22 protein-coding genes and 2 tRNA genes are annotated in these 21,031 nt (G+C 70.5%); 11 read left to right on the plus strand and 13 right to left on the minus strand.

Annotated elements, in window-relative coordinates; all coding sequences use genetic code 11:
* Positions 1-277 precede the first annotated feature (277 nt).
* Complete coding sequence (locus tag ABD978_RS31455; protein WP_345362920.1) at positions 278-892, plus strand: mycothiol-dependent nitroreductase Rv2466c family protein; 615 nt, start codon at positions 278-280, stop codon at positions 890-892.
* Between the two features lie 77 nt (positions 893-969).
* Here the strand turns inward: ABD978_RS31455 and ABD978_RS31460 are convergent, their stop codons facing one another.
* Both ABD978_RS31460 and nicT read right to left on the minus strand, forming a co-directional pair.
* Positions 970-1,773 carry a heavy metal-binding domain-containing protein gene (locus ABD978_RS31460; RefSeq protein ID WP_345362975.1) on the minus strand — a complete coding sequence of 268 codons (804 nt, stop codon included), beginning with the start codon at positions 1,771-1,773 and terminating at the stop codon, positions 970-972.
* Positions 1,774-1,798: 25 nt separating this feature from the next.
* Entirely contained in the window at positions 1,799-2,902 is a 1,104-nt protein-coding gene (gene nicT, locus ABD978_RS31465; protein ID WP_345362921.1) for a Nickel transporter NicT, read from the minus strand.
* Positions 2,903-3,100: 198 nt separating this feature from the next.
* Between nicT and ABD978_RS31470 the strand changes: the two genes are divergently transcribed.
* The 4 genes from ABD978_RS31470 to ABD978_RS31485 all read left to right on the plus strand — a co-directional run bounded on the left by ABD978_RS31470 (position 3,101) and on the right by ABD978_RS31485 (position 8,467).
* Positions 3,101-4,510 (plus strand): aldehyde dehydrogenase family protein, encoded by a 1,410-nt coding sequence (locus ABD978_RS31470; protein WP_345362923.1) that lies wholly within the window; start codon positions 3,101-3,103, stop codon positions 4,508-4,510.
* Between the two features lie 1,106 nt (positions 4,511-5,616).
* Complete coding sequence (locus ABD978_RS31475; protein WP_345362977.1) at positions 5,617-6,087, plus strand: ribose-5-phosphate isomerase; 471 nt, start codon at positions 5,617-5,619, stop codon at positions 6,085-6,087.
* 662 nt (positions 6,088-6,749) lie between these two features.
* Positions 6,750-7,868 (plus strand): PP2C family protein-serine/threonine phosphatase, encoded by a 1,119-nt coding sequence (locus tag ABD978_RS31480; RefSeq protein WP_345362924.1) that lies wholly within the window; start codon positions 6,750-6,752, stop codon positions 7,866-7,868.
* A 119-nt stretch (positions 7,869-7,987) separates the two neighbouring features.
* Positions 7,988-8,467 carry a GNAT family N-acetyltransferase gene (locus ABD978_RS31485; protein WP_345362926.1) on the plus strand — a complete coding sequence of 160 codons (480 nt, stop codon included), beginning with the start codon at positions 7,988-7,990 and terminating at the stop codon, positions 8,465-8,467.
* A 157-nt stretch (positions 8,468-8,624) separates the two neighbouring features.
* On the opposite strand, the gene ABD978_RS31490 is transcribed toward ABD978_RS31485, so the two are convergent.
* The 3 genes from ABD978_RS31490 to ABD978_RS31500 all read right to left on the minus strand — a co-directional run bounded on the left by ABD978_RS31490 (position 8,625) and on the right by ABD978_RS31500 (position 10,744).
* Positions 8,625-9,017: a MerR family transcriptional regulator gene (locus ABD978_RS31490; RefSeq protein WP_345362928.1), complete on the minus strand. Its 393-nt coding sequence runs from the start codon at positions 9,015-9,017 to the stop codon at positions 8,625-8,627.
* A gap of 13 nt (positions 9,018-9,030) precedes the next feature.
* Positions 9,031-10,053, minus strand: a complete 1,023-nt coding sequence (locus ABD978_RS31495) for an MDR family NADP-dependent oxidoreductase (protein WP_345362930.1) — start codon at positions 10,051-10,053, stop codon at positions 9,031-9,033.
* Between the two features lie 367 nt (positions 10,054-10,420).
* Positions 10,421-10,744, minus strand: a complete 324-nt coding sequence (locus tag ABD978_RS31500) for a hypothetical protein (RefSeq protein ID WP_345362932.1) — start codon at positions 10,742-10,744, stop codon at positions 10,421-10,423.
* Between the two features lie 876 nt (positions 10,745-11,620).
* Between ABD978_RS31500 and ABD978_RS31505 the strand changes: the two genes are divergently transcribed.
* The gene (locus ABD978_RS31505) at positions 11,621-12,214 is read left to right on the plus strand and encodes a hypothetical protein (protein ID WP_345362934.1); all 594 of its coding nucleotides are present in this window, start codon (positions 11,621-11,623) and stop codon (positions 12,212-12,214) included.
* 57 nt (positions 12,215-12,271) lie between these two features.
* Here the strand turns inward: ABD978_RS31505 and ABD978_RS31510 are convergent, their stop codons facing one another.
* Positions 12,272-12,805: a hypothetical protein gene (locus ABD978_RS31510; RefSeq protein ID WP_345362936.1), complete on the minus strand. Its 534-nt coding sequence runs from the start codon at positions 12,803-12,805 to the stop codon at positions 12,272-12,274.
* A 370-nt stretch (positions 12,806-13,175) separates the two neighbouring features.
* The gene (locus ABD978_RS31515; protein WP_345362938.1) at positions 13,176-13,352 is read right to left on the minus strand and encodes a hypothetical protein; all 177 of its coding nucleotides are present in this window, start codon (positions 13,350-13,352) and stop codon (positions 13,176-13,178) included.
* 284 nt (positions 13,353-13,636) lie between these two features.
* Here ABD978_RS31515 and ABD978_RS31520 point away from each other — a divergent pair, with 284 nt between their 5' ends.
* On the plus strand, positions 13,637-14,266 hold the full coding sequence (locus ABD978_RS31520; protein ID WP_345362940.1) for a DUF3995 domain-containing protein: 630 nt from the start codon (positions 13,637-13,639) through the stop codon (positions 14,264-14,266).
* A gap of 125 nt (positions 14,267-14,391) precedes the next feature.
* A complete protein-coding gene (locus ABD978_RS31525; protein ID WP_345362942.1) occupies positions 14,392-14,766 on the plus strand; it encodes a VOC family protein in 375 nt (124 codons plus the stop codon).
* 364 nt (positions 14,767-15,130) lie between these two features.
* Here ABD978_RS31525 and ABD978_RS31530 read toward each other — a convergent pair.
* Together ABD978_RS31530 and ABD978_RS31535 are read right to left on the minus strand one after the other, a co-directional pair.
* Positions 15,131-15,204 (minus strand) — tRNA-Gly (locus ABD978_RS31530).
* A 114-nt stretch (positions 15,205-15,318) separates the two neighbouring features.
* Positions 15,319-15,945: a hypothetical protein gene (locus tag ABD978_RS31535; RefSeq protein WP_345362944.1), complete on the minus strand. Its 627-nt coding sequence runs from the start codon at positions 15,943-15,945 to the stop codon at positions 15,319-15,321.
* 845 nt (positions 15,946-16,790) lie between these two features.
* Between ABD978_RS31535 and ABD978_RS31540 the strand changes: the two genes are divergently transcribed.
* Positions 16,791-16,864: transfer RNA gene (locus tag ABD978_RS31540), tRNA-Pro, on the plus strand.
* Positions 16,865-16,943: 79 nt separating this feature from the next.
* On the opposite strand, the gene ABD978_RS31545 is transcribed toward ABD978_RS31540, so the two are convergent.
* Together ABD978_RS31545 and ABD978_RS31550 are read right to left on the minus strand one after the other, a co-directional pair.
* A complete protein-coding gene (locus ABD978_RS31545) occupies positions 16,944-17,312 on the minus strand; it encodes a DUF3140 domain-containing protein (protein WP_345362946.1) in 369 nt (122 codons plus the stop codon).
* 67 nt (positions 17,313-17,379) lie between these two features.
* The gene (locus ABD978_RS31550) at positions 17,380-17,832 is read right to left on the minus strand and encodes a YbhB/YbcL family Raf kinase inhibitor-like protein (protein WP_345362948.1); all 453 of its coding nucleotides are present in this window, start codon (positions 17,830-17,832) and stop codon (positions 17,380-17,382) included.
* A 145-nt stretch (positions 17,833-17,977) separates the two neighbouring features.
* On the opposite strand from ABD978_RS31550, the gene ABD978_RS31555 reads away from it, so the two are divergent.
* Positions 17,978-18,208 (plus strand): hypothetical protein, encoded by a 231-nt coding sequence (locus tag ABD978_RS31555; protein ID WP_252786627.1) that lies wholly within the window; start codon positions 17,978-17,980, stop codon positions 18,206-18,208.
* A gap of 39 nt (positions 18,209-18,247) precedes the next feature.
* On the opposite strand, the gene ABD978_RS31560 is transcribed toward ABD978_RS31555, so the two are convergent.
* Together ABD978_RS31560 and ABD978_RS31565 are read right to left on the minus strand one after the other, a co-directional pair.
* On the minus strand, positions 18,248-18,658 hold the full coding sequence (locus tag ABD978_RS31560; RefSeq protein WP_345362951.1) for a pyridoxamine 5'-phosphate oxidase family protein: 411 nt from the start codon (positions 18,656-18,658) through the stop codon (positions 18,248-18,250).
* 201 nt (positions 18,659-18,859) lie between these two features.
* Positions 18,860-19,231 (minus strand): hypothetical protein, encoded by a 372-nt coding sequence (locus ABD978_RS31565; protein WP_345362953.1) that lies wholly within the window; start codon positions 19,229-19,231, stop codon positions 18,860-18,862.
* A gap of 300 nt (positions 19,232-19,531) precedes the next feature.
* On the opposite strand from ABD978_RS31565, the gene tig reads away from it, so the two are divergent.
* Positions 19,532-20,950, plus strand: coding sequence for a trigger factor (gene tig, locus ABD978_RS31570; protein WP_345362955.1), 1,419 nt, complete (start codon positions 19,532-19,534; stop codon positions 20,948-20,950).
* Positions 20,951-21,031: the final 81 nt, after the last annotated feature.

The following is a 21,031-nucleotide window of genomic DNA, read 5'->3' on the forward strand; positions in this document are numbered from 1 at the left end:
CACGACGTCGTGGTCTTTCCAACGGTACGGCTCGAGGGGTGGCCGCACGTACGGCGGGCCGCCCCAGCACCCATCTAACCTTGACACGGCGATCACGCCCCCGGATGTGGGCGAACTCTTCGCGGAATGCCGACCGGAACGCGTCGGTTGCCGGTTACGGGCCCCTGTGTCGCGGTGACGCCGGAGCCCGGCAGACGGGCCGGTGATCTCGGCGTGAGATCCCCGGCGATTCGACGGCGGTCCGGGAGGACGCGCCGATGCATTGTGGGAGGTTGCGGTGACCGACACCGAGCGCACGCCGGTGGATTTCTGGTTCGACCCGAGGTGCCCGTGGGCCTGGATGACCTCGCGGTGGATCCTCGAGGTCGAGCGGCTGCGGCCGATCGACGTCCGGTGGCACGTCATGAGCCTGGCCGTGCTCAACGAGGGGCGCGACCTGCCGGAGCAGTACGTCGAGTTCATGAAGACGGCGTGGGGGCCGGTCCGCGTGTGCATCGCGGCGGAGAAGAAGTACGGCGCCGAGGTGCTGGGCAAGCTCTACACCGAGCTCGGCACCCGCTTCCACAACGAGCAGCGGAAGGACGTCGGCCAGGTCATCGAGGACGCCCTCGAGGCGGCCGGTCTCGACCGCGCCCTGGCGTCCGCCGCCGACACCGACGAGTACGACGAGGCCCTGCGCGCCTCGCACGCCGACGGCATGGACCGGGTCGGCTACGAGGTCGGCACGCCCGTGATCTCGGTGGAGGGCGCGTCGTTCTTCGGCCCCGTCGTGTCGCCGATCCCGCGCGGCGAGGCCGCGGCCGAACTCTGGGACGGCGTCCGCCTCGTCGCGGGCACCGACGGCTTCTTCGAGCTCAAGCGCAGCCGCACCCGCGACCCGATCTTCGACTGAGCGGCGCCCCGATGATCGTCCACTCCGGCCGGCGGGGCCGGGGGGACGATCATCGGGCGGCGCCCAGCCGGTGGGGCTCAGTCGGTGAGCGGCATGGTCATCGTCGGGTTCACCGGGCGGACGTCGGGTTGGAACCGGCTGACGGCGGTGCCCATGCAGAAGAACTCCACCGCGTGCTCGCCCCAGATCCAGTCGTCCTCCGACACCGAGACGCCGACCACGCCGTCCGCTCCCACCTGCTGGCATTCGTACTGCAACCGGGACATGGCGATCTCCCGGGCGTCGTACACCGCCTGCGTGTAGGTGTCGAGTTCGGTGTTCTGCCCGGCGTTCTGGAGGACCTGTCGGAACGACAGGTGGGCGACGTGGTAGACGCACGTGCCCAGCACCATCGCGCGCGGCGCCCAGCCGTGCTGGATCAGCGTCCAGAAGTCCTGCCCGGAGAGGTGCGACGTGAAGGGCCGGCCCGCGGGCGTGCGCAGCGCCGGGTCGCCCCGGATGGCCGTGCCCACCGCCACGAACTCCATGACGTCGGAGGACAACGCGTATTGGCGGGACCGGATCTCGACGCCGATCACGCCGTCGGCGCCGAGCGCGTCCGCCTCCGACTCCATGCGGGCCATGGCCAGCTCGCGCGCGTTGTACATGGCCTGGGTCAGGACCGAGAGCTCCTGGCTCACCTTCCACCGGGTCGGCTGCGTGCCGATGTGGTAGATGCACGTCCCCATCACCAGGCCGAGCGGCTCGAACCCGGCCTGCGTGGTGAGCACGAACTCGTTCACCGACAGGTCGGAGGTGAAGCACGGCCGGCCCTGAGACGCGGCGGCGAGGCGGGACCTGGCGCTGTCGGGAAGCGGCTGGGGCTGTTGCGACTCCGGCATACTCACGCGCCGAGCGTAGACCCGCTCAGGCGTCGGAGTCCTGGAGGGCGGCCGACCACCGCTGCTCGATCCGGCCGAACTTCCACACCGCCAGCGCTCCCGCCCAGACCACCAGGAGCAGGCCCGTGACCACGAAACCGGCCGTGTTGAGGTCCAGGCCGGAGACCCAGTCCCAGAAGCCCCCGTGCAGCCCGAACCGGTCCTGGGCGACCTGCAGGAGCTCGGTGCCGCCGATCACGAACGCGAAGGCCACCGAGACGCCGGTCAGGACGATGTTGTAGAAGATCTTGCGGACCGGGTTGGAGAACGCCCAGCCGTACGCGAAGTTCATGAACGTGCCGTCGATGCTGTCCCACAGCGACATGCCGGCCGCGAAGATGATCGGCAGGCACAGCACGGCGTACCAGGGAAGAGAGCTCGCGGCGGCGGCGGAGCCGGCGAGGGCCAGCAGGCCGACCTCCGTGGCGGTGTCGAAGCCCAGCCCGAACAGGAAGCCGAGCGGGTACATCTGCCACGGCTTGGTGATCGCCCTGGTGAAGCGGCCCAGGATGCGGTTCATGAAGCCGCGGTTGTTGAGCTGCTCCTCCAGCGCCGCCTCGTCGTAGACACCCGCGCGCATCTCGCGGAACACCTTGATGATCCCCATGAGGATCACCAGGTTGATGATCGCGATGATGGCGAGGAAGGTGCCGGACACGGTCGGGCCGATCGTGCCGGTGATCTGGTGCAGTCCGGAGCCCTCGTCGGAGATCCCGTTGGACAGCGCCTTGATGCCGAAGCCGAGCAGCACGCAGGCGGTGAACACGACCGAGGAGTGCCCGAGCGAGAACCAGAACCCGACCGAGACGGGGCGCTGGCCGTCGGACATCAGCTTGCGGGTGGTGTTGTCGATCGCGGCGAGGTGGTCCGCGTCGAACGCGTGCCGCATGCCGAGGGCGTACGCGGTCAGCGCGATCCCGACGCCGAACAGCTTGCCGTTGCCGAGGTGGTAGTGCCCGGGCACCACGAGGAGCAGCAGGATCCCCCAGCCGACGACGTGCAACAGCGCCACGAAGCCGGCCATCCCGGCGAGGCGTCCCCACTCCGCCCGGCCCAGCCGGGTACGTGTCGTGGACCGCACCGTCGTCATCCGTCCTCCTCGTGCCGGTCGTGAGCGCGGGAAGGCGCCCCCTTTCCGCCATTCAATCCCTATTGCAAAACACTTGCAACAGCCGTTCGTATGCCGGCGGGGCCGCCACGACCCCGTCGGCCGGGCTTCGGACGGGGACCCATATCCCTCACCTGGACGGTTGGTCGGCGCTCGGCGACCGGGGGAAGGATGGAGGACATGCGCGATGTGATCTATGTGGGCGGGGCGTGGGCGGACTCGACGGCCACGGCGACGATCGACGTCATCAACCCCGCGAATGAGCAGGTCATCGACCGGATACCGGCGGGCACGGCGGCGGACGCCGACCGGGCGGTGGCCCAGGCGCGCCGGGCTCAGGCGGACTGGGAGGCGACGACGCCGGAGGACCGCGCCGCGTACCTCCGGGCGATCCTGGCCGGTCTGGAGGCTCGCCAGGACGACCTCGCGAGGATCATCGCGACCGACCTGGGCGCGCCGTACGCGCTGGCGCAGAAGGTGCACGTCGGTACGCCGATCGCGGTGCTGGCCGACGTCGTGGACCTCCTGGAGACGTACGACTTCGCGGGGGAGCGCTGCGGCAACTCGGTGATCGTCCGCGAGCCGGTCGGCGTCGTGGGCGCGATCACGCCGTGGAACTACCCGCTGCACCAGGTGGTCGCCAAGGTCGGCCCCGCCCTCGCGGCCGGCTGCACGATCGTCCTGAAGCCCAGTGAGGTCGCGCCGCTCGCCGCGTACGCGCTCGCCGACATCATCGACGAGGCCGGCCTCCCGCCCGGCGTCTTCAACCTCGTCGCGGGCACCGGCCCGGTCGTCGGCGAGGCCATCGCGGCCCACGAGGACGTCGACATGGTGTCCTTCACCGGCTCCACGCGGGCCGGGCGGCGCGTCGCCGAGTTGGCAGCCGCGTCCGTCAAACGCGTCGCGCTCGAACTGGGCGGCAAGTCGCCGAACCTCATCCTCCCGGACGCGGACCTTCCCCTGGCCGTCAAAGTGGGCGTGGCCAAGGCGTTCGTCAACTCCGGGCAGACGTGCAACGCCCTCACCCGCATGCTGGTGCCCCGCGCCCTGTACGACGAGGCGGTGGCGCTCGCGGCCAAGGCGGCGGAGCGTTACACCCCCGGCGACCCGTTCGACGAGGGCACCCGGCTCGGCCCGCTCGCCTCCCGCGCCCAGCTCGACCGCGTCCGCGACTACATCGAGAAGGGCGTGGAAGAGGGCGCGCGCCTGGTGACCGGCGGCGCGGAGACCTCGCTCCGCCCCGGCTACCACGTGCCGCCCACCGTCTTCGCGGACGTCACGCCGTCGATGACGATCGCCCGCGAGGAGATCTTCGGGCCCGTCCTGTCGATCCTCGCCTACGACTCCGAGGACGACGCCGTGCGCATCGCCAACGACACCGCGTACGGTCTCGCGGCGGCGGTCTGGTCGGCGGACCGCGACCACGCCGTCGCGGTCGCGCGCCGGATCAAGGCGGGTCAGATCGAGATCAACGGAGGCCGTTTCAACCCCTCGGCGCCGTTCGGCGGTTACAAGCGATCCGGCCTCGGGCGCGAGCTCGGCCGGTACGGGCTGGAGGAGTTCCTGGAGGTCAAGTCGCTGCAATTCTGAAGGGTCTTCCGGCGGATTCCGCGGCGGGTTAGTGTCCCGCCATGCGATCTCGGGTGATCGGGGCGGTCATCGGCGGCGTCGGCGCGGTCCTCGTGGTCGCCGTCCTCCTGGGCAACCAGTGGGTTGCCGACGCGATCCTCCGGCACGACGGCTTCACGAACGAGAAGATCGGGCCCGTCGTGCGGTTCCTGACGTTCCCAAGCTGGCGCGTCAGCCCGCTGCGGGCCGCCACCCTGCTGCCGGCCGACGTGGGCACGCTCGTCCTGGTGGTGGTCACCGCGCTGCTGATCGTTCCGGCGGTCCGCTCCTTCGCCCCGCGCGTCGGCGGGCCGGGGTGGGCGCCCGTCCCGGCGGGCGCCGGCGGGGAGGCCCGGGGCGGCGCGTTCGGGGCGATCGTCTGCGGCTGGTGGGCGACCATCGTCGCCGGCGCACTCGCCGGCCTGATCCGCGGCGTGCTGTTCAACGCCTCCGAGCCACTGCCCGGCACCGTGGCCTGGCAGTTCACCTGGTCGAACCTGACCGCCGGCCTGGGCTACGGACTCTTTCTCGGCTGGCTCACCGGCCTGGGCGTCCTCATCGGCCTGAACCTGGGCCGGCGCACGCCCGCGCCGCCAGGGGGCCCGTCCGCTCCGTACGCCCCGCCGCAACCGGGCCGGGGCGCCTTCCCGCCGCCCGCGCCCTACCCGGGGTTCGGCGAGGTCCCGGCCACCCCGCCCCCCACGGCGCGTCCGCTCCCACCGGACGCCGGACCGGCCCAGGCCCCTCCTCCGCCCCCGTACGCCCCGGGGCGACCTCCGGGACAGGACCCCTGGTGGACGACGGCCGACCCGCCCGCCGCCGGAGCCCGGCCCTTCCACGGACCCGTCCGCGACCCCCGGCCGGCCCGCGCCGCCGGAGCAGGGAAGGGGCGCGGAACCGCCCGAGCGACCCGCGCCGGGCAGGTCGGAGGACCGCACCCTCGACCCGGAGCCGTGGCGGCGCGAGCCCGGTTCCGACCCGTCCTGACGGCCCGCGTCCTCCGTACGGTCCCGCGCCGAGCCCCCGGACGTACGGCGTCGAGCCCCCGGACGTACGGCGGGAGGCGGCGACCTGACAGACTTTGCCGCATGCGCGTCTATCTCGGTTCCGACCACGCGGGCTACGAACTCAAGCAGCACTTGATCGGATGGCTCACCGAGCAGGGGCACGAGCCGGTCGACTGTGGTCCCAAGGAGTACGACCCCCAAGACGACTATCCGCCGTTCGTCATGGACGCGGCCGCCCGTACCGCCGCGGAGCCCGGATCGCTCGGCGTCGTCATCGGCGGCTCCGGCAACGGCGAGGCGATCGCCGCCAACAAGGTCCCCGGCGTACGCGCCGCACTGGCCTGGAGCGAGGAGACCGCCCGGCTCGGCCGCGAGCACAACGACGCGAACATCATCAGCGTCGGTGCGCGCATGCACACCACGGACGAGGCCACCCGGTTCGTGGAGATCTTCCTCGACACGCCGTTCTCCGGCGAGCAGCGCCACGTACGGCGCATCGCCATGCTGACGGCCTACGAGGAGACGGGCGAGCTCCCCCGCCTGTCGGACTGACTCCGGCGGCGGACCCGGGGCGCGGCGCCAGGTCGGCGCGAGCGGCCTGGATCAGGTCGGAGGGCCGGCCGGCTCGGCGCGGGTCGCGCGGGCCGTCAAGAAGGCCGACCGGCGTGGAGCGAGACGTAGGAGGCGGGAACGGCCCGACCCGCGGTGCGGAAGGGCCGAACCCGCGGGAAGACGCAGCGTCCGGTCCGGCTGGGGTGCCTGGTCCCGCTGGGCGGTCCGGTCCGGTTGGGGCGGCCCGGTCCGGCCGGGGCGGCCTCGGGGGACGGCCGCGGATCAGAGTTGTGTGGCGGCGCGGCGCTTCGCCAGTCGCCGTTTCTCTCCCCGGCGGGGCTTGGCGGGCTGCGGGGGAGCGGCTGAGAGTTTCGGCGCCTCGTCCTCCGAACGGTCGCGTGAGACGTCGCGGGCCCGCATCGCCGCGCCGACCGTGACACGCATGGCCTGTCCCATCCGTCACCTCCGAAAGATCCGATGATCCGTTAGGTCTCCCCTCGATGGGCCGCCGGAAAACACACACGCGGCGGCACACCCGTTCTCCGGCGGCCGAGGCGGCGCGCCGGTCGCGTGATCCACCGGTGTTTCGGACGGCCGAGAGGCAAATCCTGTCCACCGTGCCTCAGCACGGATCATGCGATGCTCGATACAGTGCCCGCATCATGCTTAGCCGCCTGGTCCAGCTCCTGCCGCCGAGGGTCCGCGCGTTCCTGCGCCGGATCCCGGTCCTCGTGCGGCTGTACCAGTGGCTCCAGCGCGGCCAGCTCACGCAGGATCGCAACGCGCTCGCCGCGCTCGTCACCGTCACCGTCGTGATCGGGATCTCCGCGCCGGCCTCACAGACCTGGTTCTCGCCCAGCGCCGTCGTCCTGACCGTGCTGGCCGGCGGCCTCCTCCTGCGCGTCCGAAGCCTCGGGGTGCTCCTCGGCGTGGTCGCCGCCGCCCTGCTGTACGACGCGATCGCCATGGGATTCTCCCGGGTCGGCCCCGGCGTCGTCGGGACCATCCTCGTCACGGCGGTCCTCGCGACGACGCTCGCCCGCAGCCGGGAGCAGATCGGGGTCAAGGGCCTGCGCGGCGAGCTGATGCTGCTGGAGCTGCGCGACCGGCTGCGCCGCCACGGCGAGATGCCCGCACTGCCGAGCGGCTGGGACTCCAAGGTGGTCCTGCTCCAGGCCGGCGGCTCGTCCTTCGGCGGCGACTTCTTCGTCTCGGTCTGCCGCGACGACACGCTCGAGGTCGCCCTGGTCGACGTGTCCGGTAAGGGCGTCGACGCCGGCACGCGCGCGTTGATGCTCTCCGGCGCGTTCGGCGGGCTGCTCGGATCCATCGAGCCCGACCGCTTCCTGTCCGCCTGCAACGCCTACCTGCACCGGCAGCGGTGGGACGAGGGGTTCGTCACCGCGGTGCACCTCACCATCGACCTGCGGACCGGTGAGTACGTCGTCGAGTCGGCGGGCCACCCGCCCGCCGTGCAGTTCGACGCGGGCAGCGGCACCTGGCGGGTCAGCTCGGCCAAAGGCATCGTGCTCGGCGTCGTCCCCGAGATGAGCGCCGAGCCGGAGCGCGGCCGGCTCCGTCCGGGCGACGCGCTGCTGCTGTACACCGACGGCCTGGTGGAGGCGCCCGGCCGTGATCTCGACGCCGGCATCGACCGGCTGCTCGGGGCGGTCGAGCGCCTGGTCCCCAGCGGGTTCCGCGAGGGCGCGACCGAGCTCGTCACCGAGATGGCCGCCGCCCGCGACGACGACTGCGCGCTGGTCCTCATCTGGCGGAAGTGACGGCCGTCCGGTCCCGGCGCCGGCGGAAGTGCGCCTTACCGGGCGGGGTGCCGGCGGAAGTGACCTCTCCCGGGCCGTGCCTCCCCGCCACCGTCGCGCCGACCTGGCAGTCTGCGGATATGAGCACTGTCACACTGCAACCGGTCGACGACAACCTGTTGCCGAGGTTGCTCGAGCTCGCGGTCGCCGACGCCGACCCGCACGAGGTCATGCCCGGTGAACCCGGGGCGCCCGGGTGGACCGACGCGCGCCGCGCCGCCTTCGCCGAGTTCCACCGGCCGGCGGGTGGGGCGGCCTACGCGGTGCTCGTGGACGGCCGGCTCGTCGGCGGCGCGCGCTTCACGCACGCCGAGGCGCCGGGCGCGGTCCAGGCGCACGTCTGGCTCGCCCGCTCGGCCCGCGGTAAGGGCTACAGCAGGGAGGCGATCTGCCTGCTGATCGACGAGGCTCGTGCGCACGGGGCCAGCGCGATCATCGCCGAGACGCACGTCTCGAACACGGCCGCCGTCTCCATGCTGCGTTCCCTCGGCACCATGCTGTGGGAGGACCGTGACACCGGATCGGTGCACGGCACGCTCCGTGTCGGCGAGGGCGACTGACCCGGCGCGCACGGCACCGCCCACGCCGTACGGGGCGCCGGCTCGGACTGAGGCGCGTACGGCGCCGCCGGTTCGGACCGCAGCGCCCATGGCACTGCCCGCGCCGTACGGGGTCGCCAGTTCGGACCGCCTTACGTCGCGGGGGACCGCCCGCCGGTCACGGCCCGGTCCGCACCGGCGGGGTGCGCGTGTCGATCCGGGCCGCGAGACGGTCCCGGAGCCGCGTCAGGCGGGCGATCTCGTCGTCCAGGGCGGCGAGCCGCCGGTCCGCGACGCCGCTGGGCCGCGCGCACGCTCCCGGCCCTCCGTACGGCGGGAGCGCGTCGCCGTCCAGCAGGTCCAGACGGTCCCGGCATTCGCGCAGGTCCGCGACGCTCAACCCCAGCGCCAGCAGGCCACGGATGACGCGGACCCGCGCGACCTCTCGCTCGGTGTACTCGCGCTGCCCCGTGGCCGTCCGCCGAGGAGGCGGCAGCAGGCCGTTCTGCTCGTAGAAGCGCAAGGCGCGGGGTGTCGTCCCGGCCGCTGCCGCCGCGTCGCCGATCCGCATTCGTCCTCCGGGGTCACAAGGCAACCACGACGGTGCCGAGGTGCCGTCCGATCATCAACTCGTGCAACGCCCTGGGCGCCTCATCGATGCCGTCGACGCGGACGTACGGGAAGCCGATGGCGCCGGACCGCGCCCAGCCGGCGAACCGGTCGGTCCACTCGGCCTGAACGTCCGGATCGTTTCCGGCGCTGTACCCGAGCATCGTGATCTGCTTGAGGACGAGCTGGTAGGAGTCGAGCTCCACCGGTGCCGTGGCGCCGGTGCCGTCCACGGCCAGTTGCCCCGACAGCGCGCCGACCAGGACGAACCGCGCTCCCGCCCGCGCCGTCGCCACGGAGGCCCGCAGGTCCTCACCGCCGACGTTGTCGAAGAGGACGTCGATGCCGTCGGGGGCCGCCGCGGCCAGTTGCCCGACGAGGGCGCCCTCCCCGCGCACGACCACCGCGTCGTAGCCCAGTTCGGCGACCATCCGCTTCGCCTTGTCCGGGGATCCGGTGCTACCGATCACCCGTCCGGCGCCCAGCAGCCGGGCGATCGGCCCGGCCAGGGAGCCGACGGCCCCGGCGCCGCCGGAGACGAAGACGGTGTCACCCGGCCGCAGCCTGGCACCGCGCGTCAGCGCCCCGTACACGGTCCGGCCCTGCGACAGATTCATGACCGGATCGGGCAGCGCACCGGCGAGGGGCGAGCAGTCGGCCACTCGCACGACCGCGTACTCGCGCCAGCCCCACCAGTGGGAGACCAGGTCGCCGACGCGCAGTTCGCCGGAGTCCGGCGCGGTGACCACCTCACCGATCGCCGGACCGAACAAAGCGTCCCCGGGGCGGACCGGAGGGAACGGCGCTCCCTCCACGCCGCCTCCGAGCAGAGTGCGCAGGGACGCGAACACGGTGAAGAACCGGTTCCGCAGCACGACCTCGCCGGGGCCGGGGGCCGGCAGCGGCGCCTCCACGACGGCAAGGTCCTCGGGCCGCGGCAACCCGGAGGGGACGGTCACGAGACGCACTTCACGGGAAACGGACGGCAGATCGGACATCTAACGCTCCTCTGACGGATTCGACCGGGTGACAGGGCGCCGAGACGCTAACCCCTGACCCATACGTCAGAGGCAAGCCCACCCCGCCGTGCGCCGCCCCGCCGTGCGCCGCCCCGCCGTGCGCTGCTCGGCCGTGCGTCGTCCGGCCGTGCGCCGTCCTGGTCAACGCGCCGGCTCCTGCCCGTATGGGCGCCGTACGCTCGGTGAACGCGAGTACGAATCCGAACGACCTGCCCGAATCTCCACCCAGTTCCGGTGTTCACCGAGTATTCGGAACCGGCCCCTCATCGATCTTGGCCGGATCCCCCGCCTGATGCTCGAAGGTGCCATGACCGCCGATGCGGACCGTCACCAGGTCCACGAGGCTTCACGTGAGCACCTGGTACATCCGCGCCTCACCGTCTTCCGGTGAGGAGATGCCACTCCGCCGGACGGCTTCCGTACAGGCGTCGGCGGCCGCGCTCGTGACCTCCCGGAAAGCGTGATCGAAAGCGTCGTCGATCGCGTCTCCGTCGGCCCGCAACCGGCGGGTCAAGTCGGCGAGATGATCCGCCAGGTCGGGCGGGCCCCGCTGGATCACGTGGGCTTGGGCGTCCACCAGCACCTTGGCGAGACGAGCCAACGAACGCTCGACCGCGACAGGGTCTTCGACCAGCTCCGACAGGCGGTATCCGTTCACCCTGAAGGTCACCGCTCGAGGCCGGCGGTACGGACGGGCAACGCCCAGCCGAAACAGCCCGTGATCGGCGCGAGTCCGGCCGCATGGGTGCCGAACGCTCGGTGAATGCGAGTACGAATACGGGAGACCTGCCCGAATCCCCGCCCAGTTCCCCCTGCTCACCGAGCATTTCGCTCGCATGGGCCCGGCGGCGGCCTCTTTGGCGTTCACGAAGGCGGCACGCCCGGGTGACCGCGACGGAAGCCTCGCTCGGACGCTCGACGAGACGTCGCAGACCGTGGCCGTACGGCGTTGTCTGTCGTTCCCGTCAGTACCCGGCGTCAGGCACCGCTCTTACACTCGCCGCATGATTATCAACATGTGGCCCAGGGACCGTTATGCGGGTCCGGGCGGCGGCCTCTACGCCGGTCCCGGCGGCGGCGAGTACACCGGCCCGGGCGGTGGGAGGTCCACCGGTCCGGGCGGCGGACTGTACGCCGGTCCCGGCGGCGGCCTCTATGCCGGCCCCGGGGGCGGACTGTACGCGGGGCCCGGCGGGGGTCTGTACACCGGTCCGGGCGGCGGGCTGTACACCGGTCCTGGCGGTGGCCTCTACACGGGCCCTGGAGGTGGCTTATACGCAGGGCCTGGCGGCGGGCTGTACGCGGGCCCGTCTTCAGCGCCCTATCGGAGCAACCTTCCACCGATGGACGTGTTTCTCGTATATCTCCGCGAACAGGGATATGACGACTTCGTCGTCATGCTGCAGCGCTTCCTGTGAAGCGCTGCGGGCAGGCCCTCTTCCCGAGGCCTCGGGAAGAGGGCCTGCCCGCACCGGGCATGTTCATCGGTTCCCTGCCGTAGGTTCGCACCGTTCGCGGTGATGAGAGTGATGAGCAGGGAGTCGTCGTGGGGGACTGGTTTCAGACGATCGTCGACGTGCAGGTGGCACCGCAGAACGCAGCCGCCTTGGCCTCGGAGGTACGGGACTGGCTGATCTCTTCCAGCGTCATACTGGCGGATCGCACCGACTGTGTGCTGGTCAGCGATCTCGGGTATCCGCCCGGCCCACGCGCCGATGAGGCCGTGGACGCCTCCGGCTGGAGCACCCCCTGGCAGGACGTGTGGACGAATGGCCTGGACATCACCACGACCCGTACCGTCTTCGACGGCGGACAAGGCGAGCCCAGGGCCGTGACCTGTCCGTACTGCTCAAGGGAGATCGAACTGGTCGACGAGTACTTCCAGCTCGACGATGCGGCATGGGAGCCCTTCCGTGACGTCGTACATGGCTGGGACGAAGGCCGCGACGTCGTCATCCCCTGCCCGGCGTGCTCACGCCGGGTGCAGCCGACCGCATGGAAGTGGGCCGATGACTACTTCGTCTTCGGTCACCTGGGCTTCACATTCTGGAACTGGCCCCCGTTTCGACCGGAGTTCGTCGAAGAGTTCGCCCGGCGCCTGGAGGGCCACCGCCCCGTGCTGATCGACGGCAAGCTGTGAGTCCGCGCGGCCCCGGACCTGTCGCGTGAGTACACGGATGTGGGCCGGGCAGCCCGTCTACACCGCGTCGCCGGAGAGCTCCGCTAGCTCGGCAGCGGACTCGGCGACCAGACGGTAGAACCCCTGGAGGCTGATCGAGCGTTCGAGACGGCCGTCCACCACGTATTTCAACGTGCGTGTCCGCCCTCGGCGGTTACGCCATTCGAGCCTTGTCAGAAGCTCACCCGGAATCGGCGTGTCGAAGCGCACCGGCGTCGCGTCCACGTGCACCGCTGCTGCGCCGCAGCCGTCGACGCCGAGCATCGACCAGTCACCGTGCCCGGCGAAAGCCGGATCCCGCCATGTCGCCGGCTCGGTGCCGCAGCAGTCGCGCCGCTCCATGTCGATCACCCGCATCCGAGTCACCACGTACACGACGCACCGGTTGACGTGCAGCGCGTACACCTCGTCCCCAACGCGTGCCCCCGACCAGGCGGGCAGAGAGGAGTGGACACCACTGAAGGCGACTGGCGGCCGCTCACCCACGCGACCCGCCTTGCGCAGCGCACGACATGTGTCATGGGTCCACAAGACGGTGAAGGCATCGGACATGCGGTGATCCTACGAATGGGGACTGACAGCCGCCCCCGCGGTTCGAGCCCTTCGGTGCACGAGCGTGAGGTCCTCCACGGCGTCCCTACGCGCCGGCCGTCGGGAACACCTCCGGCGGCTGATGTGAGTGATGGGGGAGACAGACGGTGGTCGTCGAGCGTTCGCAGTTCGTCGATGGTCGGCAGGACCAGGTGTTCTCGCTGCTCGCAGGTCCTGCGGTCTGGTCGCTGATGAGATCCGGGCGGCGGTGGAAGGCCGGAGGCCTTGGCCGGACACCTCTTTGCGGCACCCAAGGAGACGGTCCTTCCCCGGAGAGGAAGGACCGTCCATGCTTGGGCTCACCGGTGGGCGGACCCTCTGAAGCGATGCGTCAGCGGCCTTCGGTGGTCACCTTGTAGGTGACGCCGGCGCCCAGACCGTCCTGGTAGCCCGCAGGTACGGTCGTCACTTCCTGCACACCGACTCCGAGTTTCTCGGCCCCTTCCCGGAGCGCGGTCGACTCGGCCCCGGGACCGTTCGTGACCGTGACGTGCGTTTCCCTTGCCATCAGGCACTCCTGACCATTGGGACGGCTGGCGCAGGCCATGCCATCCGATCTTGTCTGTATGGGTTTGCAGGGGGTGACCGTCCGGAAGCGGCTTGCGTCGGCAAGCGGGTGATTCCCGTGGTTCTTTCGGAACCCGGCGACTGGCCGCGGGCATCGGGATCTCCACTTCCCCGACCCACGGCACGGACGGGCACGAGGGACGATGGCGAGCTGTGCGAAGCCGTCTCCGCCTTTCAGGGGAGCATCACCCCCCGGAAGGGGGACGTGCCGATGCGGTGGCCCGAATGATGATCGACGATGTGAAACCCCTCGGAGGCTTGCTCGCCTCGTATGCCCGACCGCGGCGAGCCGACCGGACATCGCCGGATCGCCGCAGGCGCGACGATGTCCTGCGCGCTAATCGAAGGACCGCCTATATGGCGTTCGCCTGGGTGATGGTCTTTCTGGCCTGGCACGTCGTCTGGTACATCACCGGCCTCGAGTTCCCCTCCGCTTCGGATCAGCATGGGGCCGGGCAGGTCGTCGTTCAGGTGTTCTCGTTGATCGTCGTTCTCATGGTCATCGTCGGAGCCCTGCTGCCGTTGGCCCTGGCTCAGCCGTGGGGTCGGCGGGTCCCTCGATGGATGCTTCTCTCCGCCGCGTGGACGGGAGCCGTGCTCCTCGCGGCACGTGGGGTCTCGGGTGTCGGAGACGATCTGGTCCGGGTCACCGGGATCCTGCCGAAAGGATTCACTGGGCTGACGACGGCACAGACCCTGGGAACCTCGCACCCCTCGTTCTGGTACCTGTTCGCGAACGGAGCCACCGACGTGCTCTTCACCGTCGGTGGCCTGGCGTTCGCTCTCGCCGCCATCGCCTACCGCCGTGTCACCCTCGGCCTTCCGCATCCCCTCGGCGAAGCTGCCGCCGCTTGAGCGCGCAAGCCAGGACCGAGACAGGATGATCGCCAAGGCCCTGGGCGACGCTCTCAAGACCGCTGGGAAGCAGGCGGCCAGGAATCCGGTGGTGGGCGGCCCTGTGGCCTCGTAGGGTGCCGGTCATGGCTTGTCGCATCTCCGAACTGATAATCCCTTGCCGGGATCCGCAATCGCTGGCGGAGTTCTGGTGCGAGGTGCTGGGCTTCATCGTGCTCGACACCGACGACGAAGGCGCGGTGGAGATCGGACCGCAGGAGGGATTCGGCGGGTTGCAGCCGACTCTGGTCTTCATCCCCACGACCGAGCCCAAGGCGGGCAGGCTGCGGTTGCACTTCGACGTCAACGCCACCGACCGCGATCAGGACGCCGAACTCGAACGCCTTCTGAAACTCGGGGCGCGCCCGGCCGACATCGGCCAGACCGGCGAGGAGCCATGGCACGTCCTGGCCGACCCCGAAGGCAACGAGTTCTGCCTCCTCCGAGCCCGCCTGAACTGAGCCGGACGCCCCCGTGCCTCCAACCCGCCTCTGACCTGCGCGAACCTGGGGGACCTGGAGAGGGACACCGTGCCTGCCATGTCCCCACCCCAAGCCGTCGGGAACACGTCCAGCGGCCCGATCACGGGAGCAACGGTGCAGCGTGACCGTCTACTTCCATCCAGCCGCACCCGGGGCCGACACGGGTTCTTGATCCTGCTTCGCGCAGCGACGCGCTCGCGCCGGGTCATCCCCTCTGCCTCGCGCACCCGTCAGGGAAGCGGACCATGCCTCAGGAGCGATGGGGGAGCGCCCTACACGCGTAAGGCCGGTCGAAAATCGAAGGCCCAGGTCGCCGGATGCCGGTTGACCTGGGCCTTGTCGTTGGAGCGGGCGACGGGAATCGAACCCGCGTAGCCAGTTTGGAAGACTGGGGCTCTACCATTGAGCTACGCCCGCGTGCGCCGGAGAAGAGCGGATGACCGCCGATCCCACAACGTCCCTCGCGTAGCGTACCGGTTCCCGGACCCCGGTTGTGCACGCGTGGGCGGTGATCGTAGGCACGCTCGGTCCCTATCCTCGGTCCTGTGGCGGCCGGGTACGGCGCGGTCGTCGGCCGGCCGGCCGGTCGCGGGCGGGCCGTGTGGGCCGGGAGGCCGTCCCCTCCTCGGTGAACAGCTGGGCGAACTGCGCGGGCAGTCTCCGGAAGAGGCGGGGCGTGCCGAGCGTCAGGACGTATCCCCACAAAATCATCAGGTTGCGGCAGCGGTCGTGCACCTCACGATCCGCGACGTTGACGATCGCGAGGACGAACAGCGTCAGTTCGCCGAGGAGGAGGATCGTCCCCCAGCCGGCCAGCCCGACCAGGCCCCAGAGCACCACCGACGGTGGCAGGCGCAGGCCGGTGATGTGCAGGCCGTCGTGGCGGGCCTCCGAGAGCCACCATCCGGTCCCGCTCGCCCCGAACAGTCCACCGGCGACGTACAGGACGCCGCGGTTCCGCCGGGGGCGGGGACGGGCGTGGCGGTGCCGCGCGGGCGAGGACGCGCCCCCCTTGCGCGCGGACGACGTCCGTTCGTCCATGGTGGCCGCCACCGGTGGTGTCCCGTCGTCGGTGACGGTCGAGGACGGAGGCGCCCCGGCCAGGACGGCGGCCGCGCCCGATGTCCCGCTCGTGGCGGCCGACGACCGTGTCCCCATGTCATCCATGGCGACCGCCGGTGGCCGTGGGCGGTTCCCCGCGGTCGGAAGCGCCAAACCTCCGACCGGCGGACCGCCGGTGGCGTACGGTAGGACGCGATGGCAACCCGTGACCGCCGTGTGGCCAGTGCAATGGCGGCAAAATGCGTGAAATAGCCATTTCATGAACTCCCGCGAGCCTTGTCTGTTCCCGAAACCGGCAGGTTCGATGGAGGAGGGGGCCGCCCGCGTCTACCGCCGGCTGCGCCAACAGTCCCCGGTCGGAGATGGGGGCGGCCCTGATGCCTTTTCTGTTGTGCGACACCCGCGGGTGTCGGCGGCACTCCTCGGTCGCCGCGGTCGCGGGCGAACCCGCTGCTGAGCGGCCTTTAAAAACGATCTCGTAACGCCTCTCGAGGCGATCTTCCGCATTACCGGCAGTGACGGTCGAGGCGCCGGAACCCGCGACGGACGCGGGGCTCCCGGACTCCCGATCGTGTGACGTGTGCATTAGAGTAGCTGATCAGAGGCGCTTTGCGACCACCGTGGACGCATTAATTGATCGCACCATTAATAAGATCACTTTTAGCGCCGACGTGATTACTGACCGTGAATATCGGCTGGTGACAAACCGGGCGAAGTGTCCTCGTCGGGTGCGTGGGGGAGGGGTCCCATGGCGCGCCGGTACATTTCCGATTTGGAGCTGAATTCCCTTTGGCCCGTTATTTTCCGTGCCGCTGAGCCCGGCGTACGGTGGTCCGTCGGCCGGTGCGCCGAGCCCTACCCGCTACCAGCGACCCTGTCACCGTACGTGAGAACAGTGTGGCAGCCGGGAAGGGCGGCTTTTCGGTACACTCGGTGGCTCACGGGCTGTAGCGCAGCTTGGTAGCGCACTGCGTTTGGGTCGCAGGGGTCGGGAGTTCGAATCTCCCCAGCCCGACATCCCGCATCACGAGGAACCCCCGGGCGGCACGCCCGGGGGTTCCTCGTCTCATCGGGTCATCGCGGCCGGTGCGGGCTCACGGCAGGTCACCGCTTCCGCGCCGGTCCGGCCTGAGCGGGTCGTGTCCGAGGGTCATCAGCGACCGGCGCCACGCGTCGTTCACCGCGCCGCGTTCCGGCCGCGACTCCAGCCGCCGGGTGATCTCGTCGACCGTGCGGCGCATGGTCTCCAGGTCGTCGTCGGTCAGGTCCACCTTGCGCTTCCCGAGGATCTTCACCACCTCGGTCCCGAGGCCGAACCACAGCTTGTCGGGATCGTCGGGGAAGGCCTCCTCACCCGAGGTGACGGTCAGCAACCACGTTCGCAGTTCCTCCGAGGTCATGTTGACGAGCCGGTGGAACTCCTCCCACAGCGTCCCGACCTCGGGGGCGGTACGGTCTGCCACGTTTCCTCCTCCGTCGTAGACGTCCTCTTCCCGCTCCGCGCTACCCGCCGGACGGGAAACATGCGGCTCACCTGCCGTAGCGGCCGACCAGGGTGCCGGTCGCGAGGACCCTGTCCGCCACCGCCTCGTCCAGATCCCGGGCCGAGAACCCGGGCGCCAGGTCCGAACGCTCGGACAGGGCCAGCAACCGGAACACGTACCGGTGCGGCCGGTCGCCGGGAGGCGGGTGCGGGCCGCCGTAGCCGGGACGGCCGTAGTCGTTGCGCCCCGGCACGGCGCCGGTCGGCGGGTCGCCCGCCGCCATGCCCTCGGTCTCCGGCGGAATCCCCGCGAGCAGCCAGTGGACGAACGTGCCGACGGGGGCGTCCGGGTCCTCGCACCTGAGGACCAGTTCGACCGCCTCCTCCGGCACCTCCGACCACCGCAGCGGCGGCGAGACGTCGCCGGCCTCGTGTGCGTACTCCTTCGGAATCTCCGCGTGGTCGCCGAACGCGGGGCTTCCCAGCGTGATCTGTCGCATGGTGAGGGTCCTGCCCGCTCCGGACCGTGGCCGACCGCGCGGGGCAGGCCTCCACCTGCGCGAACTCTCTCCGCAGTCGCTTCGACCGCCGACCGACGGGGAACCGCTAGGGATGTGGCGGTTGACGAAACTCGGGGGTTATCTCATGGCTCACTGTGATGTCTGCGGCAATGAGTACGACAAGGCGTTCACCGTCATCACGGCGGACGGTGCGTCTCGTGTGTTCGACAGCGTGGAGTGCGCCGCGCACGCGATCGCCCCGGTGTGCGAGCACTGTGGCTGCCGGGTTCTCGGGCACGGCGCGGAGGCCGGCGACCGGATCTTCTGCTGCGCGGCGTGCGCGCGTGCGGTCGGCGTCGAGAAGGTACGCGCCTGATCCGCGTCGGGAAGCAGGTACGGCCTGAGGAGGCGGCGGTCAGGCCGCCTTGGGCAGCCGGCGACCGGAGATCAGCTCCGGAGTGATGGCGATGAAGTGGTCCTGGGCGGACGGCGCCCACGTACGCAGCGGCAGCCCGCGGAGTTCGGAGAGTTCGCCGTTCTCCGACACGATGCGGGCGTGTCCGACGATCACCACGGACCAGCCGGCCTGAATCGCCGGGTCGAACTCGTCGACCTCGAACGCCACCACGGCGTTACGGGCCGCCGCGGCGAGCTTCGACCCGGACGACGTTCGGATGATCACCTCGCCGTTGGACATGAGAAAGTTGACCGGCTGGATCGCGGGGAGCGCCCGGTCCGTGAAGACGATCCGGCCGAGCGGGACCGCGGTGATCAGCCGACGGCACTCCTCATCCGACAGGATCTCCAGGCCACCGGAGTCGTACACAGGACACTCCTCACCCAGGGTCCAGGGTGCACACGGGTACCACGCTAATGAGGACGGGTGTGGCCGCGGTGAGACGAAGATCCCCCAATCCGGGGACGAAGGTCCCTTGTCCCGCCCGCCACGCCGTACGAACGCCGTGCCGACGCGCGGTACGACGTGCCGTCCCCAGAGATGACGCGCGGTACGGCGTGATCCGGGGGTTCAGGAGCCGCAGGTGTGCTTGAGATCGTTGGTGGCGGCGATCAGCGCGGACGAGTCGACGCTCGACCCGGTACCGTCCGCGGCCGCCTGCACCTGCCGGCCCAGCTGGTCCAGCGCGCCGGCCGCCTTCTCGGCGGACTTGCGCAGGTTCCCGTCCGTCTTCTTCGCCTGGCCCCGGAGCGTCGCGGCGCCGGAGGCGTACGTCCGCGCCACCTGGGTGGGGTCGTCGACCTGCGCCATGGCCTGCCGGCGGATGCCGTTCAGGGTGTTCTCCAGGCGGCCGCACGCCTTCTTGTCCACCCCGCCGCAGCCTGCCGCGGACAGGGCCAGCGCGCCGAGCAGGCACAGGCTGAGGACGCGGGTCTGGAGCATCGCAGCATCATGGCATGACATTTACTGATTCGTGGGTGCTTCCTGGTGCCCACTGTGGAGATCCTCGTGCTGAGGAACCCGACGGCGGCCAGGGGGGGCCTCCGGAATGAGCGCCCTTTCGCAATACTTGGGCACGCATTGCCGCCCCGCCTGTCCGTGGACATGGCCGAACACCATAGACTTGGCGCGCGAAGGCGCGCGGTGCCCGCATTCGGCGTGCCCGCGACCGGCTGACAACGCCGCCGCCCACGACATCCAACGTGAAATCCGTGCCGCGGCCGGATCAAGGAGACCGCCCCAGTGAAGACCGATGTTGAGGAGCTGAGCCCGACCCGGGTCAAGCTCACCGTCGAGGTGCCTTTCGACGAGCTGAAGCCCAACCTCGACAAGGCGTACAAGGAGATCTCGCAGCAGGTCCGCATCAAGGGCTTCCGCCCGGGCAAGGTGCCGGCCCGCCTGATCGACCAGTACGTCGGACGGGGCGCGGTCCTGCAGGAGGCGGTCAACGACGCGCTGCCCGACCTGTACGGTCGCGCCGTCCAGGAGAGCGAGGTCTTCGCCCTCGGCCAGCCCGACGTGGAGATCACCGAGCTGCAGGACAACGAGCAGTTCGCGTTCACCGCCGAGGTCGACATCCGGCCGAAGTTCGACGTGCCGGACTACGACGGCCTGGAGATCACCGTTGACTCCGTCGACGTGACCGACGAGGAGATCGAGCAGACGATCTCCAACCTCCGCGAGCGCTTCGCGACGCTGACCAACGCGGACCGGCCGGCGCAGGAGGGCGACTTCGTCTCCATCGACCTCGCCGCGAAGATCGACGGCGAGGACGTCGAGGACGCCCGCACCACCGGCTACTCCTACGAGGTGGGCAGCAACTCCTCGATCGACGGGCTCGACGAGCAGCTCGCCGGCATGACCGCCGAGGAGTCCAAGACCTTCACCTCCACTCTGGTCGGCGGCGAGCACGCCGGCGAGGAGGCCGAGATCACGGTCACCGTGCAGAGCGTGAAGATCAAGGAGCTGCCCGAGTTCGACGACGAGTTCGCCCAGCTCGCCAGCGAGTTCGACACGATCGAGGAGCTGCGCGAGGACGTCCGCAAGCGGCTGGAGCAGCAGAAGCGCGCCCAGCAGCTCGGCCAGGCCCGTGACAAGGCCCTCGAGGCGCTCATGGAGAAGATCGACATCCCGCTCCCGGACAGCGTGATCGAGAGCGAGGTCCAGCGCCGCAACGAGCAGCTCGACCAGCAGCTCCAGATGTACGGCCTGGACCGCGAGAAGTACCTTGAGCAGCAGGAGCAGACCGCCGAGGAGTACGACGAGGAGCTGCAGAAGGACGCCCGCGAGGCGGTCAAGGGCGGCTTCATCCTCGACCAGCTCGCCCTCCAGGAGGAGCTGACCGTCGAGAACGAGGAGCTGACGGAGTACGTCGTCTCCAACGCCCTGCAGATGGGCGTGCAGCCCGACGTCCTGGCGCGGCACCTGACCGAGAACAACCAGATCCCGGCCGTGGTGTCCGAGGTCCTGCGCAGCAAGGCCCTCAACCTCGTCGTCGAGCACGTCAAGGCCACCGACGAGAACGGCGCCGAGGTCGACCTGGCCGCGCTGCAGCGCCGGCTCGCCGGTGAGGACGAGGCGGAGGCCGCCGCAGAGACCGGCGCCGACACCGCCGACGCCGCTGAGACCGCTGCGGCCGAAGATGAGAAGACGGACGCCTGAGCAGGCTGAATTTCCGGACGGGCCGGCGCCGGTGGCGCCGGCCCGTCCGTATTCCCGCCTCCGTCTTCCACGCCGAAAGCG

It is taken from the genome of Actinoallomurus liliacearum (assembly GCF_039542035.1).
In the GTDB taxonomy this organism is placed as follows: domain Bacteria; phylum Actinomycetota; class Actinomycetes; order Streptosporangiales; family Streptosporangiaceae; genus Actinoallomurus; species Actinoallomurus liliacearum.

Coding starts and splice junctions, on each gene's coding strand:
- ABD978_RS31460 (WP_345362975.1), bottom strand. CDS start 1,773: ATGCCGGAGTCGCAACAGCCCCAGCCGCTTCCCGACAGCGCCAGGTCC.
- nicT (WP_345362921.1), bottom strand. CDS start 2,902: ATGACGACGGTGCGGTCCACGACACGTACCCGGCTGGGCCGGGCGGAG.
- ABD978_RS31470 (WP_345362923.1), top strand. CDS start 3,101: ATGCGCGATGTGATCTATGTGGGCGGGGCGTGGGCGGACTCGACGGCC.
- ABD978_RS31475 (WP_345362977.1), top strand. CDS start 5,617: ATGCGCGTCTATCTCGGTTCCGACCACGCGGGCTACGAACTCAAGCAG.
- ABD978_RS31480 (WP_345362924.1), top strand. CDS start 6,750: ATGCTTAGCCGCCTGGTCCAGCTCCTGCCGCCGAGGGTCCGCGCGTTC.
- ABD978_RS31485 (WP_345362926.1), top strand. CDS start 7,988: ATGAGCACTGTCACACTGCAACCGGTCGACGACAACCTGTTGCCGAGG.
- ABD978_RS31490 (WP_345362928.1), bottom strand. CDS start 9,017: ATGCGGATCGGCGACGCGGCGGCAGCGGCCGGGACGACACCCCGCGCC.
- ABD978_RS31495 (WP_345362930.1), bottom strand. CDS start 10,053: ATGTCCGATCTGCCGTCCGTTTCCCGTGAAGTGCGTCTCGTGACCGTC.
- ABD978_RS31510 (WP_345362936.1), bottom strand. CDS start 12,805: ATGTCCGATGCCTTCACCGTCTTGTGGACCCATGACACATGTCGTGCG.
- ABD978_RS31515 (WP_345362938.1), bottom strand. CDS start 13,352: ATGGCAAGGGAAACGCACGTCACGGTCACGAACGGTCCCGGGGCCGAG.
- ABD978_RS31520 (WP_345362940.1), top strand. CDS start 13,637: ATGATGATCGACGATGTGAAACCCCTCGGAGGCTTGCTCGCCTCGTAT.
- ABD978_RS31525 (WP_345362942.1), top strand. CDS start 14,392: ATGGCTTGTCGCATCTCCGAACTGATAATCCCTTGCCGGGATCCGCAA.
- ABD978_RS31535 (WP_345362944.1), bottom strand. CDS start 15,945: ATGGGGACACGGTCGTCGGCCGCCACGAGCGGGACATCGGGCGCGGCC.
- ABD978_RS31550 (WP_345362948.1), bottom strand. CDS start 17,832: ATGCGACAGATCACGCTGGGAAGCCCCGCGTTCGGCGACCACGCGGAG.
- ABD978_RS31555 (WP_252786627.1), top strand. CDS start 17,978: ATGGCTCACTGTGATGTCTGCGGCAATGAGTACGACAAGGCGTTCACC.
- ABD978_RS31565 (WP_345362953.1), bottom strand. CDS start 19,231: ATGCTCCAGACCCGCGTCCTCAGCCTGTGCCTGCTCGGCGCGCTGGCC.